Annotated in this window: 13 protein-coding genes; 12 read left to right on the forward strand and 1 reads right to left on the reverse strand. The window is 68.4% G+C overall.

What is annotated here, in order from left to right:
• Nucleotides 1-102: 102 nt before the first annotated feature.
• From NO887_RS01925 to NO887_RS01960, 8 genes are all read left to right on the forward strand, one after another.
• Nucleotides 103-606: a DUF7283 family protein gene (locus NO887_RS01925; protein ID WP_256416818.1), complete on the forward strand. Its 504-nt coding sequence runs from the start codon at nt 103-105 to the stop codon at nt 604-606.
• Complete coding sequence (locus NO887_RS01930; RefSeq protein WP_256416819.1) at nt 587-1072, forward strand: DUF7285 family protein; 486 nt, start codon at nt 587-589, stop codon at nt 1070-1072. Before NO887_RS01925 ends, NO887_RS01930 begins: the two co-directional genes overlap by 20 nt.
• The gene (locus NO887_RS01935) at nt 1069-1704 is read left to right on the forward strand and encodes a DUF7284 family protein (RefSeq protein ID WP_256416820.1); all 636 of its coding nucleotides are present in this window, start codon (nt 1069-1071) and stop codon (nt 1702-1704) included. Before NO887_RS01930 ends, NO887_RS01935 begins: the two co-directional genes overlap by 4 nt.
• Nucleotides 1698-4937: a DUF7286 family protein gene (locus tag NO887_RS01940; protein WP_379812038.1), complete on the forward strand. Its 3240-nt coding sequence runs from the start codon at nt 1698-1700 to the stop codon at nt 4935-4937. Before NO887_RS01935 ends, NO887_RS01940 begins: the two co-directional genes overlap by 7 nt.
• 99 nt (nt 4938-5036) lie before the next feature.
• Nucleotides 5037-5504 (forward strand): DUF5791 family protein, encoded by a 468-nt coding sequence (locus tag NO887_RS01945; protein ID WP_256416822.1) that lies wholly within the window; start codon nt 5037-5039, stop codon nt 5502-5504.
• The gene (locus NO887_RS01950; protein WP_256416823.1) at nt 5501-6424 is read left to right on the forward strand and encodes an NAD-dependent epimerase/dehydratase family protein; all 924 of its coding nucleotides are present in this window, start codon (nt 5501-5503) and stop codon (nt 6422-6424) included. Before NO887_RS01945 ends, NO887_RS01950 begins: the two co-directional genes overlap by 4 nt.
• Before the next feature lie 87 nt (nt 6425-6511).
• Nucleotides 6512-7687, forward strand: coding sequence for a DHH family phosphoesterase (locus tag NO887_RS01955; RefSeq protein WP_256416824.1), 1176 nt, complete (start codon nt 6512-6514; stop codon nt 7685-7687).
• A 2-nt stretch (nt 7688-7689) separates the two neighbouring features.
• Complete coding sequence (locus NO887_RS01960) at nt 7690-7818, forward strand: hypothetical protein (protein WP_256416825.1); 129 nt, start codon at nt 7690-7692, stop codon at nt 7816-7818.
• 91 nt (nt 7819-7909) lie between these two features.
• Here NO887_RS01960 and pan1 read toward each other — a convergent pair whose 3' ends face one another.
• Complete coding sequence (gene pan1, locus NO887_RS01965; RefSeq protein ID WP_256416826.1) at nt 7910-9124, reverse strand: proteasome-activating nucleotidase Pan1; 1215 nt, start codon at nt 9122-9124, stop codon at nt 7910-7912.
• Between the two features lie 139 nt (nt 9125-9263).
• On the opposite strand from pan1, the gene NO887_RS01970 reads away from it, so the two are divergent.
• The 4 genes from NO887_RS01970 to rad50 all read left to right on the forward strand — a co-directional run bounded on the left by NO887_RS01970 (nt 9264) and on the right by rad50 (nt 14007).
• A complete protein-coding gene (locus tag NO887_RS01970; RefSeq protein ID WP_256416827.1) occupies nt 9264-9527 on the forward strand; it encodes a MarR family transcriptional regulator in 264 nt (87 codons plus the stop codon).
• Between the two features lie 50 nt (nt 9528-9577).
• Complete coding sequence (locus tag NO887_RS01975; protein WP_256416828.1) at nt 9578-9847, forward strand: DUF7966 family protein; 270 nt, start codon at nt 9578-9580, stop codon at nt 9845-9847.
• A gap of 96 nt (nt 9848-9943) precedes the next feature.
• Nucleotides 9944-11317, forward strand: coding sequence for a DNA double-strand break repair protein Mre11 (mre11, locus tag NO887_RS01980; RefSeq protein WP_256416829.1), 1374 nt, complete (start codon nt 9944-9946; stop codon nt 11315-11317).
• Nucleotides 11314-14007, forward strand: coding sequence for a DNA double-strand break repair ATPase Rad50 (rad50, locus tag NO887_RS01985; RefSeq protein ID WP_256416830.1), 2694 nt, complete (start codon nt 11314-11316; stop codon nt 14005-14007). Before mre11 ends, rad50 begins: the two co-directional genes overlap by 4 nt.
• Nucleotides 14008-14069: the final 62 nt, after the last annotated feature.

Below are 14069 nucleotides of genomic sequence, written 5' to 3' on the forward strand. Positions count from 1 at the left end.
TGTCGTGCGAACCGCCGTGGCCGACCGATCGGCCACACAGGCCTCATCGGCCGCTTCGGCGACAGGCGACGCCTTATATACCGAGCCGCGGCCATCCGCCCCATGTTTGAGACGAACGTCGACGCCACGTACGCGTGGCTCGGACTCGCACTGGTGAGCGTCGCGACGGCGGGTGTGGCCGCAACGCTGCCGACGTCTCCGCCGCCGGACGCGAGCGGAGTGGCACACACGATCGATTCGGTCGCCGACGGGACGCATCCGTCGACGGCCGAACACGGCCTCGCCGCGAACCGAATTCGGCTCACAGAACGCTCGATAGCGCTACAAAGCGACGGCGGAACCGGAACCGCGTCGCTGCACGGTCCGAAGATAACTCCCGTTCCGGCGGGACGGGGTTCAATGGGGCTGAACCGGACGAACGGAACCGACGGGCTCCGTCGCGTGCTCGGCGGCGTGCCGCCCTCGTCCGCGTTCGACGATCCGGCCACCTTTGCTGCCATCGCCGAACAGGCACGCGACGCCGACGCGGCGTGGCGACAGGCACCGGAGCGGCTCACTGTACGGCGAGTCCACTATGGAGGTGTCCATGTCACGCTGGTCGGGTGAACGTCCGCTCGATCGCGACGAGTCGGCGGGTCGAACAGCGAGGGATACCGCAGTCACGAGCGGCAGCACCGCGGACCGCGCCGCGGTTGAACCGATCGCCGCGCTCGTCGCGGTGGTGGCGGTCGGTGCGGCGCTCGGGCTGTACGTCACCGCTATCGACGGTGCGACGCCGGAACACGAACGGCCGGTCGCCGAGGCGACGCTCGACCGAGTCGAACCGGCGCTGACCGTCGGGGGCGTCGTGGACCCCAATCGGTTAGACGGCCTGAAGCCGTTCCGGTACGCGACCACCGTGGAGATTCGCGCCGACGGCGAGACGTGGCGCGTCGGTACGGGGGCGACCGCACCGGAACTGGACGATCCGTTCGCGTCCGACCGAGTCGCCGTCGCTCGTCAGAGCGTGACCGTCCGAGTCGCGCCGGGGCAAAACGTGCGCGGCACGTTGCGTGCGGCGGTGCGGCGATGACGAGCACCGTCCTCGACGTGAGCGTATTGCTCCTGTGCGTCTCGGCGAGCGTCCTCGCGCTCTCGCCCGGCGGACTCGAAACAGGAGCAGAGCCGTCGACCGCGGGCGAGATCGCAGACCGACTCTCGACCGAGACGGTGACGGTGACCTACGCGGACCCGAGCGCGCCGGGCGGAAACCGGACCGTCCACGCGACACGCGCAGAGCTTCTGGCGCTGCTCGCTGTCGACGCACATGACGCACGTGGCAGGTCACGCGGCGCGGTCAACGACGCTGATACGGACGACATCGCCGACTCTGACACCGTAGCCACCGACGGCTTCGAGCGACAGGCACTGGCGGTGGTGGGGGCGGGGCTCGACGCCCGAACGCGGATCGATGCCCGCATTCGAGAGGGCGGCTCAGCCGATCGACTCAATCGGTCGATCGCTGCCGGCCATCCCTGGTCCACGCGATCGGCCGAGGCAACCGATTCCGTGACACCGAGCGTCGTCAAATCATCCACCGGCGTCAGCGTTGGGACCGCACCGCCGCGGAGCGCAGACACCACCGCGGCGGTGATCACGCAGCCTCGTCCAGTCGTTTCCGCCACGTCGGACGGCCACGTCCGGATCGTGGTCAGGAGGTGGTAACCGTGCGAGATCGCGGCGGGCGAGACGGTTCGGGCTGGAGGGGGACGATCGATCGTCAGCGCCGGACGTTCGTCGTCGATGAGCGGGCCCGCGTACCGTTCGCGCTGATCGGCGTCCTCCTGCTGGTGTCGAGCTCGGCGTACGCTGCGGGCGTGGTCGATCAGGGGCTGATCGCCGAGGACCGGAGCGTGGAACGAGCCGTCGAGCGGGCCGACGCCGACGCGACCGCGGCGCTTCGGACCGCTGCGCGAGAGACGGCGCACGCCGTGGCCGCAGAGCCCGTGACCGCGCCACCGGACGCCGGCGCTGCGAGAACGGCGGTACGCGACGGATCAGCGTTCGAGGACGCGTTTCGGGTCCGGCTCGCGCTCGCCGGGACAGCCGCGCTCTCGGAGGTCACGGCAGAGGTCGGCCCCGTCACCGCGAACGCGTCGCTCCCGGCGGTCGACGAGGCGAGCGAACTCGCCAACGCTCGCGACCGCGTGCGGATCGCTCCGGCGGCGAACGGGACGGCAGTGCGCGTGACGTTCGAGGCGGTGACGACGACAGCGACGCGAAACGGGCGCACGGTCGTCAAGGAGACCGTAGATCGGACCGTGGTCGTAGCGGTTCCGACCCTCTCGGCGCACGAGCGGACTGAGCAGTTCGAAGCGCGACTCGACCGGGGACCGGTCGAGGGGCCGGGGCTCGGACGACAGGTCACAGCGAGCCTCTACGCGATGACGTGGGCCCGCGGATACGGCCAGTACGCCGGGGCTCCAGTCGAGAACATCCTCGCGAACAGACACGTCGAACTGTCGACGAACGCCGGGATCGTCCGGATACAACGGGACGTCTTCGGCGCGAGTGATCCGGCGGCGCGCGGCGGCGTCACTCGCGCAACCGCGCGGACGGGGATCACGGACCTGCTCGAACCGACGGGCGTGCACGAGGCGTCGTGGACCGATACCGTGCTCTCGGCACCCACGCCGGAGACCGGACGCGCGTCCGACGGCGAGCGGACGGTGTACGAACCGGGTCGCGACTCCGAAGCCGAGAAGACCTCCGTTTCCGTGGGGCACGCCGCCGACGTCGCAGCGGTCGCGGTCCACGACGACGCCGCGGCGATCGCCGACCGATCCTACCGCGTGACGGCGTCCGTCCGCACGTCGACGACCAAGACCGTCGACGGCGGGCGACTCGACCCGCCCCGTCCGGACCACGGCGACGACTGGGTCCTCGACGATATCGACCGCGACGAGCGGACGCCGGTCGTCCACGGGAGCGGCGTTCCTCGGGAGACGCCGACCGGAACGGTCGAGCCGGGAGAGCCACGCTCGTTCGGAAGTTCGACGCGGGCCGTGTCGGTCGACCGGACGGCGAAGGCCCGATGGGAGCGGACCGTCGTCCACGAGGGAGCTGACGGCACGATAACGGGCGTCAGCACCCGCAAGACGACGACGTACGATCGGACGACTGACCGGTATCGCGTCCGCGTCGACGTCACGGGACGGCACGCGCCGACCGACATCGCCCCCTACCGACCCGCGGCGACGTTCGGAGCGGGGGAGCGGACCGACGGACCGGACCTGCGTGACACGCCGGACGCCGCCCGCTCTGAACTGGACATCGACACCGACGACAGCGTCGATCGGATAGCGCGTGAGGCGATCGAAGACGGAGGAGTCAGGCGCTCGGCCACCGTCCACGGCGAGCGGTCGAACGCCGACCGCGCGCTGATCGCGAACGACGTATCCGCGCTGTCGGCGACCGTGCGGGACATCGAGACATCGGCCTCGATGGAAGCGGCCGCGGTGGGTGAGGCCGAACCGTACGCCGACCTCGCAGACGCGGTCCGCGACCGCCGCGGCGATCTGATCGACGCACCTCGCCGGTACGACGGCGCGGCCGATCGGGCTCGGACGGCCGCGCGGGCCGCGTTCGTCGACGCTGTCGTCGAGGAACTGGAGGCGGCCGCCGCCGATCGGGAGGCGGCGACGACGGGGTTCCTCGACCGCGTGAACGGCGCGTTTGACGGCCCGCCGGTCGGCGACGTGATCGCGAGCCGCGAGGCCGCGCGAGATCCGGGGAACTACGTCGTCGCCGAGGGCGGCCCGGGCGGTGCGGTGACGTTTGCGCCGACCGGCAGTCCGGGGTACCTTCCCCGCACCGCGGTGGACGGGGCAGATGTCGCGGGGTTGAACGGCACGACGATGCGGCCGCTCGCCGTCCGGAACGTCAACTACGTTACCGTCCCGTACGGCGACGTGTCGAGCGGCATCGTCGACCGACTGCTCGGAACCGAGGACACAGTTCGGATCGGGACTGCAGGCCGGGCTCTGCGCATGGCCGACGACGTGCTCGACGAGGGAGACGATCCGGATCTGCGAGCGGACCGAGACGCGCTCGCCGGACAGGTCTCCGGGTCGCTGCGAGCCGTCGATCGAGACCTCTCGGGAGCGCTCCGCTCGCAGACATCGCTGACGGCGACTCAGCGGCGCGACGTACTCGCTCGCGTGACAAGTCGATACGAGTCGGTCGGAGACCGGGCTGTTGCGGTGGGCGACGGGACGTACCCGGATCGGGTCGCCGCCGAGGCCGCGGCGGTCGGATCGCTGTCGGAAGCGGCGGAAGCGGGGCTCGCGGCGCGGCTCCGAGTCGAGACGCGAACCGCCGCCGGCCGCGACGCGGTTCGGATTCCGGTGCGGTTCGTCGAGGGCCCGACGGACGGCGCTCGACTGCTGATCCGGGACCGGATGGAGAAGTCCATCGAGTCCGAGATGGCGGCAGCCGGCGACCGCGCCGCGGAGGCGGCGAGAGAGAAGGCGGTCGAGGAGTACGGCGAGGAGGCGGTCGAAAAGTGGGATCCGAAGCCGGTCCGGCGCGTCGGCGCGGGACTGCCGGTCGCGCCGGTGCCGGGGTACTGGGTGGCGACGGTGAATGCGTGGCGGGTCCAGATCCGCGGCGAGTACCCACGGTTCGCGTTACGAGCCGACGTGGGAACGCCGGACGACCGGTTCGAATACGTCCGTGAGGCGGGGACCGTCACGGTGGACGTGGGCGGCACACCGGTCACATTGGGGGAGACGGAGCCGGTGCGCTTCGAGACGTCGACCGTCGTCGTGGTGGCCGTCCCGGCCGGGCCGCCGGGCGTCGGCGACGTGGACGGGGTCCGCGACGAAACGTCGAGCGGGTGGCCGTGTCCCGGTCCGATGGACACCGCGGCGACGGCAGACGACTGCGCGGCGTCGTGATCGCGGGGCGTCCACCTCGCCAGCCGCGCGTCGGTGGTCGGTCGCCGCTCCGATCCGGACGACCGCAGACGTTTTGCGATCCGGCCGCCGAGGGTAATTATGTTTCACGAGGTCGTCGACGATGCGGTGGGAGACGGTGGAGGAACGACGACGGCGGACGAGGAGCACTCAGACGTGACAGCGACCGAGCTTCGATCGGCCTTCGCTCGGGCCCTGAGTGAGACGGCGACCGACATTGGGCGGTCGAGGATCCGAGACGAGATCGGCTTGGACGCTGGGAGCGCGGATGCGGCGCTCAACGGCGATGTCGACGGGCTGACCGTGGCCGACGGGGCGGCGGTGCTGGCGCTGTCCGCCGACCGCGACGCCGACGCCGTGGTGGCCGAACTCAGAGACCACCTGCTGATGGGTATGACGACCGCGGTGCTCGATGTCGACACGATCGCCGCCGGAATCGACGCGGATCTGACCGGACAGGAGGTCCAGCAGGCACTGGAGGGACGCGCTGCGATGACAGTCGGCGAGCTGGCGGAGATCGCGTCGCTCATCGAACGGCGGAAGCGATGAGAGTCGTCATCGTCGGCTGCGGGTACGTCGGTATCGAACTCGCGCGACAGCTCGCCGAGCGCGGAGACAACGTGTCGGGCGTGCGGCGGTCCGACGACGGGCTCGCCGCGATTCGGGAGCTCGACGACCGCATCGACGGATCGGACGGGAGGATCGCGGCAGTCCGGGCGGACGCGACGGACCCGTCGTCGCTCGAAGCGCTTCCCGACGCCGACGCGATCGTGTTCGCGGCGAGTTCCGGTGGCCGCGACGCCGACGCCGCCCGGTCGGTGTACGTCGACGGCCTGCGGAACGTGATCGACGAGTACGGGTCGCGATCGACGACGCCAGACCGGCTGGTGTACACCTCATCGACCGGCGTGTACGGCGACCACGACGGCGCGTGGGTCGACGAGGCGACGCCGATCGACCCCACGACGGAGAAGACTCGCGTCCTCGCGGAGGCAGAACACGTCGCGGTCGAAGGGACCGCCGAGGCCGGCATCGACGGGACCGTCGCGCGCTTTGCGGGGCTATACGGTCCGGAGCGGTACCGGATCGATCGCTACCTCGACGGTCCGGTCACGGCGGGATATCTGAACATGGTGCATCGTGACGACGCCGCCGGGGCGGTCCGGTTCGTCCTCGACGCCGACGCGGCCCGGGGCGAGTCCGTGCTGGTCGTCGACGACGAGCCGGTGGACAAGCACGCGTTCGCCGACTGGCTCGCTGACGCGTGCGGCGTTCCCCGTCCGACCAAGCGATCGAAGGCGGAGCGGATCATCGACGGCGACCTCTCGACGGCCGCCGAGCGACGGATCCGAACGAGCAAGCGATGCTCAAACGCGCGGCTCCGGGATCTCGGGTACGCGTTCGCGTATCCGACGTTCCGCGAGGGGTACCGCGACGCAATCCGAGACGTTCGCCGTCAAAGCGGGTGAGGTCCGTGATCGGGTTCGACCGCCCCGATCGCGTCGAGCCGGAACGGTGACCAAACTTCATGTAGCGGGAGTGAGTCGCGGAGAGACATGTGGGCTCAGAGCGTGACCGACGGGCAGGTCTCACGGGTGGCCACGCTCGCGCGTGAGAACCCGGAGCTGACCATGGCAGCACTTCTCGCCGTCGGCGTGGGTGTCGTCGTCGCGTATACGCTGTTCCGTGCCCATCGATCGACCGGCGTCACGTTCCGTCGGCTGCTCGCCGAACAGGACGAGATCGCCGTGTTGATGCATCCGAACCCCGATCCCGACGCGATGTCCGCCGCGCTCGGTGTCGCGTCCCTTGCGAGCCAAGTCGGCGTCGGTGCTACCGTTCAATACCCGGGACAGATCCGACATCAAGAGAACCGAGCGTTTCGGACCGTCCTTGACCTAGATCTGGATCCCATCGAACACGTGAGCGATCTCGCCGCCGAGTCCGTGGTGCTCGTCGATCACAACGAACCGCGAGGGTTCGCGGGAGCCGACGGGGTGCTCCCGATGGCGGTGGTCGATCACCATCCGGGTGACGGTTCCGGAGAGCGGTTCACCGACGTGCGGACCGACTACGGAGCGACCGCGTCGGTCGTCGCCGAGTATTTCGAGGAGAACGGCGCGACCCCAGTCCCGCCGGACAAGCACGCGAGCGAGACAAAAAGCGATCTCACGCTGCCCACGGACACGGCAACCGGACTGTTGTACGGGATCTTAGCCGACACGAAACACCTCACAGTCGGAGCGAGCGAGCCGGACTTCGCGGCGGCCGCCTACCTGTATCCGGGCGTCGATCAGGACCGTCTCGATCGGATCGCCAACCCGGCCGTCGACGCGGAGGTGCTCGAAGTGAAGGCGCGGGCGATCGCGGGCCGCCGGATCGAGGGCTCGTTCGCGGTCGCGGACGTCGGTGGCGTGAACAACGTCGACGCGATCCCGCAAGCCGCGGACGAACTGATCCAACTGGAGGGCGTGAGCGCCGTCGTCATCATCGGCGAGCGCGACGGGACCGTCCACCTCTCGGGCCGATCCCGTGATGACCGTGTCCACATGGGCAACGCGATCGATGCAGTGCTCGCGGACGTCGACAACGGCGATGGCGGCGGTCACTCGCGGATGGGCGGCGGGACGATCACGCCGACGATCGACCCCACCGGTGACGAGGAAGGGTCGACGGTGGACCGCGACGAGTTGACTGACGCGCTGTTCCGCGCGATGGCCGGGGACGTGTGACTGTGGACGCCGATCGATCGATCAACGATGGATGGCTTGCGCTCGCGGGCGTCGGAGTCGGGTACGTGATCGCAGTCGGGGTAGTCTTCGTGCTCGTGTTCGCGGTTCCGTACCTCGTCCTCGTCGCGTGAACGATCGTTCGGGAAGTCGGTGAAAAATTCGGGCGGTCGGAGATCGTGACGATTCGATACGATTCGGGAGCGGCCGGTGCATCCGGCGCAATCAGGCGAACGCCAGCGAGTCGTCGGCCCCGCCGTCGTCGTCCTGTCGGAGCTTCTCGTGTGCGTCGAGGAAGTCGTCGAGCGTGACCTCCGTGCGGTCGTCGCGGATCGCGAACATCCCGGCTTCGGTACAGATCGCCTTGATGTCGGCACCGGAGGCGTCGGGCGTCATCTTGGCGAGTTCCGTGAAGTCAATGTCGCTCGCGAGGTTCATCTTTCTGGTGTGGATCTTGAAGATGATCTCTCGGCCCTCGGTCTCCGGCTTGGGGACCTCGATGAGCCGGTCGAAGCGGCCCGGCCGGAGGATGGCGGGATCGAGCATGTCGAAGCGGTTGGTCGCGGCGATGATCCGCACCTCGCCGCGCTCGTCGAAGCCGTCCATCTCACTGAGCAGTTGCATCATCGTCCGTTGGACCTCGGCGTCGCCGGAGGTCTTCGAGTCCGTCCGCTTCGAGGCGATCGCGTCGATTTCGTCGATGAAGAGGACGGCCGGCTGGTTCTCGCGGGCGACCTCAAACAGGTCCCGGACGAGCTTCGCACCCTCGCCGATGAACTTGTGGACGAGCTCGGAGCCGGCCATCTTGATGAACGTCGCGTCCGTCTCGTTGGCGACGGCCTTCGCCAGCATCGTCTTCCCGGTGCCCGGCGGGCCGTACAGCAGCACGCCGCTCGGAGGGGTGATTCCGACATCCTCGAACATGTCGGGATGTTCGAGTGGCATCTCGACGGTTTCGCGGACCTCCTGCATCTGGTCGTCGAGCCCACCGATGTCGGCGTAGGTGACATCCGGCGAGTGCTCGACCTGCATCACGCGAGCCCTGACATCGGTCTCTTTCTCAAGTTTCTTCACGACCGACAGCGAGTTGTTGACGGCGACGCGGTCGTCCGGATCGAGCGTCTCGCGCATCTCGTCCGTGATCTCGGTGAGCGCCTCTTGATTGTTGCCGTGCTGTTTGATCACCGCGCCGTCCGGCGTGATCTCTTGGACCGTCGCGACGAACAGCGGAGACTGTTTCAGCTTCTTGTTCTCGTGGGTGAGCCGTTCGAGCTTCTGCTGGTACTTGTTGTTCTCGGCGTTCGCGTCGAGAAGCTTGTCGCGCATCTCCTCGTTTTGCGACTCGAGCACGTCGAGCTCCTCTTGGAGCGACTCGATCTTCTCCTGTCTCGACGCCGACCCATCGTAGGGCATCTCGACGTCGTCGACGGTGTCTGTCATTGGGTGTAATAAAGCGTCTCGCGCGTAAGAGGTTTCGGGTGGAAGAGGATCTACCGGGTACATCCCGCGTATAATGCCCTACAGTAATTAAATAAGATAGTAAATATTATTATGCGGTATGAATAAGGAGACAGTACGCATGAGTACCACCGATACCGTCATCGCCGAGGAGAGCGCCACAGACCGCTGGAGCGACGTCCGAGATCTTCCGCCGAGCGCGAAGCTCGTCGCGAAAGTGCTCGATTACAACGACACCCTGACTCAGAGCGAACTCGCGGAGGAGACGCTCCTCCCGTCACGGACCGTCAGATACGCGCTCTCGCGGCTGGAAGACGAGGGGGTCGTGGACGCCCGGTTCTCGTTCACCGACGCTCGCAAGCGGTTGTACACGCTCGCCGTGTGAAGTGTGCGCTCCCCCGAATCCTTACCAGTGATAGCGACGCAGAGGGTGTTGTGGTCTCCACTACCGCTGTCAAACGCGCGCTCGCCGCGCTCGCGACACGCACCAACACCGCGACGCGTCCAGCCGTCGCCGTGATAGACGAGGCGGACGCGGCGCGCGCCGACCTCCGGCGGGCCGCCGGGTTCGTCGATATCGGCGGACTCGATCGGCTGCGCGACGCGATCGCGTCCGCAGAACGCGACGGCGACGACGCGGTCGCCGAGCGGGGCCGCGAGGCGCTCGACGCGTACCGCCGGTTTCGGGCAGCGGCCGCCGGGTGATTACGGCCGGCGGGTGACGACGGACGCGGTCGTGTCGCGCGATCGATGCCACGCCCCCGGAACCCCTAAACCCGATACCGGCCAAGACGCGGACAGATGACACGGGTGATACACACCGGCGACACCCACATCGGGTACGCGCAGTACCACTCGCCGGTCCGACGACAGGACTTCCTCGACGCGTTCGCCGCCGTGATCGACGACGCGGTCGACGGCGATGTCGACGCCGTCGTCCACGCGGGCGACCTCTTTCACGACCGACGGCCGGAGCTCTCCGACCTGATGGGGACGATATCCATCCTCCGGCGGCTCGACGACGCCGATATCCCCTTCCTCGCGGTCGTCGGCAACCACGAGTCGACGCGGGACGGCCAGTGGCTCGACCTGTTCGAGCGGCTCGGGCTCGCGACCCGGCTCGGCGACGAACCGACGACCGTCGGCGACACCGCATTCTACGGGCTCGATCACGTTCCCGTTTCTCGGCGTGACGACCTCGACTACGCGTTCGCCGTCCACGACGCCGACTACGCCGCCCTCGTCGCTCACGGCCTCTTCGAGCCGTTCGGCTACGCCGACTGGGACACGGAGGAAGTGCTCGACGAAAGCACGGTCGCGTTCGACGCGATGCTCCTCGGCGACAACCACACGCCCGATGTCGCTGAGGTCGACGGCACGTGGGTCACCTATCCGGGGTCGACAGAGCGCGCGAGCGCGAGCGAGCGCGAGGGGCGCGGGTACAATCTCGTGACCTTCGACGCTGACGCCACCGGGGGCGACGACCGCGCCGAGATTCGGCGGCGCGCGCTCGATACGCGCCGGTTTGTCTTCGTCGAGGTCGAACTCCGCGAGGGCGAAGGCGAGGCGAGCGTGCGCGAGCAGGTGCGCCAGCACGACCTTGACGACGCGGTCGTCATCGTCGACGTGACGGGCGACGGCGACCCGGTCACGCCGGCCGCAGTCGAGGAGTTCGCGAACGACGAGGGGGCGCTCATCGCCCGCGTGACCGACCGACGGGAGATCGAGACGGACGACGAGGTGGACGTGAGCTTCGCCGACCCCGAGGACGCGGTCCGCGAGCGGCTCGACGAAATGTCGCTTTCTGCGGCCGCGGACGATGTCGAAGAAGCGATCCGAGCCGACACGGTTCCCGACAGCAACGTCAGGGAGACCGTGAAACGTCGCGTCGAGGAACGGCTGGAAGACCCCGACGCGTTCGATCGGAAATCAGGGGACATCGAGACCTCGACCGACGGTGACGACGCAGACGGGGCTGGGCCTGACGAGACAGACCTGAGCAACACCGACGAGGCCGACCCTGATGACGCAGACCTGAGCGACACCGACGAGGCCGACCCTGATGACACAGACCTGAGCGACACCGAAGACGCGGATTCGGACGACACCGACGACGCGGATACCGATGGCTCGTCTGCGATCGACGGACAGGTCTCCATGGAGGACTATCTGTGAACTTCGACCGCGTTCGCCTCTCCAACTTCAAACCGTATGGCGACGCCGACCTCCGGCTGACGGAGGGCGTCACCGTCATCCACGGGCTCAACGGCAGCGGCAAGTCGTCGCTGCTGGAGGCGTGTTTCTTCGCGCTGTACGGCTCGACGGCGCTCGACGGGACGCTCGACGACGTGATCACGAACGGCGAGGAAGAAACCGAAGTCGAGTTGTGGTTCACGCACGACGGCGCGTCCTATCACGTCGAGCGGCGGCTCAAGACGTACGACGGCCGGATCGACCACCAGTGTGCCCTCGAATCGATAGACAGGAGCGACGTGACCCGCGACGGCGCGCACGCGGTTCGTGAGTACATCACCGAATTGCTCCGGATGGACGCCGAGGCGTTCGTTAACTGCGCGTACGTCCGGCAGGGCGAGGTGAACAAGCTGATCAACGCCACGCCCCGAGAGCGACAGGATACGATCGACGACCTGCTCCAGCTCGGAAAGTTGGAAGAGTACCGCGATCGCGCCGGCGACGCCCGGCTCGGCGTCGAGGACGTGCTGGAGAACCGCCGCGGGCGACTCGATCAGATCGGCGATCAGATCGCACAGAAAGAAGCGAAGGGACTCCACGACCGTCTCAACGAACTCGAAAGTGACCTCGCGGCGGTCACAGACGAGATCGACCGGTACGAGACCCAGCGTGAACAGGCCGAAGAGACGCGAGAGACGGCGGCAGAGACGCTGTCGACGCACGCGGAGAAGCGCGAGAAGTTGGAGTCGGTCGCGGAGACGATCGGCGAGATCGAAGAAGCGATCCGCGAGGCGGAGCGCGAACGAGACGCGCACCGCGACGCGATCGCCGAGGCCCGCGAGCGGATCGCGGAGATCGAGACCGCGATCGACGACCGGATCGGCGACGACAGACTCGACGCGGCGACCGACGAGGCAATCGCCGAGCGCCGCGAAGAACTCGACGATCGGGAGACCGAGCTTCGCGAGGATCTCGACGACGAGCGAGTGAGCGCCGAGGCGTTTCGCAATCAGGCGGCGAACCTCGCCGAGAAGGCCGACGACCGCGCCGAGCGCGCAGCCGAGGCCGAATCGACGGCAACCGACCTCGACGACGAGGCCGAGGCGGCGGCCGACGAGGCCGACGAACGCGAGTCGTCGATCGCGGAGCTCCGCGAGGAGGCGGAGACGCTCCGCGATCGGTTCGCGACCGCCGACGCCGACGTTTCCCCCGACGAGACGGCCGACGAACGCGAGGCGCTTCGAGAGCGGCGCGGCGAGGTTCGCGAGCGGATCGCGGAGCTGTCGGCGGAGCTGAAGAACGCCCGCGAGCGCGTCGAGGAGGCCGAGGAGCTGCTCGCGGCGGGGAAGTGTCCGGAGTGCGGGCAGCCGGTCGACGAGTCGCCGCACGCGAGCGGAATCGAGGAGGACCGCGAGCGCGTCGACGAGCTTGAGGCGAAGCTTGAGGCGGCCCGCGAGCGCGAGGACGACCTCGACGACCGGATCGCGGAGCTGAACGAACTCGCGACCGCGGCGGATCGACTCGACGAGATCGACGAGACGGTCGCGATGCTCGAAGAGCGCGTCGACGAGAAGCGCGCGGAGGCGGAACGAAAGCGGAAGTCGGCGGCCGAAAAGCACGAGCGCGCGGCCGAGCTTCGCGAGGAGGCCGAAGGGACCCGCGAGGTCGCCGCGGAGAAGCGCGAGGAGGCCGAGGCGGCCGCGGCGCGCGTGTCGGAGCTCGAAGACGCGCTCGCCGCGGTCGACGAGGCCAGAGAGGCGGTGGCTGCGATCGAGGAGCGCCGCTCGACGATCGCCGACGCGGAAGCAGAGATCGAGCGTCGCCGGGAGAAGCGGGAGAGTCTGGAGGAGGTGAACGACGAGCGGCGGGACCGGCTCGCAGACGAGCGGGAGCGTCGCGACGAACTCGCGGCGGCCGTCGACGAGGACGCGGTCGAGGAGGCGAAAGCGAAGAAGGAGCGGGCAGAGGAGTACCTCGACGAGGTCGACGAGGAGCTCGACCGGCTCGCGGAGCGTCGAACCGAATTGGAGAACGCGATCGGCGGGGTCAACGGCGAGATCCGGGAACTTGAGGCCCTCCGCGACGAGCGCGACGAGGTGGCCGAAACGGTCGAAGCGCTAGAGGGGCTCCACGAGGAGACAAGCGATCTGGAGGCGATGTACGGCGACCTGCGCGCGGAACTGCGCCAGCGTAACGTCGCCGAGCTAGAGCGCACCCTCAACGAGACGTTCGAACTCGTCTACGGCAACGACGCCTACTCGCACATCGAACTCGACGGCGAGTACGTCCTCACCGTCTATCAGAAGGACGGCGAGGCGCTGGACCCGGAACAGCTCTCCGGCGGCGAGCGCGCGCTGTTCAACCTCTCGCTACGCTGTGCGATCTACCGGCTGCTCTCGGAGGGGATCGAGGGCGCAGCGCCCACGCCGCCGCTCATCCTCGACGAACCTACGGTCTTTCTCGACTCCGGGCACGTCTCCCGGCTCGTCCGCCTCGTCGAGGAGATGCGCGGGTTCGGCGTGCGGCAGATTCTCATCGTCAGCCACGACGACGAGTTGGTAGGAGCCGCAGATGAACTCGTCACCGTCGAGAAAGATCCCCGATCGAACCGGTCGACGGTCCGGAGAGAAGACGTGGGGGAACTCGATGTCGCGTCGCTCGCGGACGATTGAATCGGATCGCAGAGTCGAACGGTCCCGGTCGGAGAGCTGGGACCGACGACAGGACGACTCCT

The sequence above is a fragment of the Halorubrum laminariae genome (genome assembly GCF_024494655.1).
Taxonomy (GTDB): domain Archaea; phylum Halobacteriota; class Halobacteria; order Halobacteriales; family Haloferacaceae; genus Halorubrum; species Halorubrum laminariae.

Coding starts and splice junctions, on each gene's coding strand:
- NO887_RS01935 (WP_256416820.1), top strand. CDS start 1,069: ATGACGAGCACCGTCCTCGACGTGAGCGTATTGCTCCTGTGCGTCTCG.
- NO887_RS01925 (WP_256416818.1), top strand. CDS start 103: ATGTTTGAGACGAACGTCGACGCCACGTACGCGTGGCTCGGACTCGCA.
- NO887_RS01970 (WP_256416827.1), top strand. CDS start 9,264: ATGAGTACCACCGATACCGTCATCGCCGAGGAGAGCGCCACAGACCGC.
- NO887_RS01955 (WP_256416824.1), top strand. CDS start 6,512: ATGTGGGCTCAGAGCGTGACCGACGGGCAGGTCTCACGGGTGGCCACG.
- NO887_RS01945 (WP_256416822.1), top strand. CDS start 5,037: ATGTTTCACGAGGTCGTCGACGATGCGGTGGGAGACGGTGGAGGAACG.
- NO887_RS01930 (WP_256416819.1), top strand. CDS start 587: ATGTCACGCTGGTCGGGTGAACGTCCGCTCGATCGCGACGAGTCGGCG.
- pan1 (WP_256416826.1), bottom strand. CDS start 9,124: ATGACAGACACCGTCGACGACGTCGAGATGCCCTACGATGGGTCGGCG.
- mre11 (WP_256416829.1), top strand. CDS start 9,944: ATGACACGGGTGATACACACCGGCGACACCCACATCGGGTACGCGCAG.
- NO887_RS01950 (WP_256416823.1), top strand. CDS start 5,501: ATGAGAGTCGTCATCGTCGGCTGCGGGTACGTCGGTATCGAACTCGCG.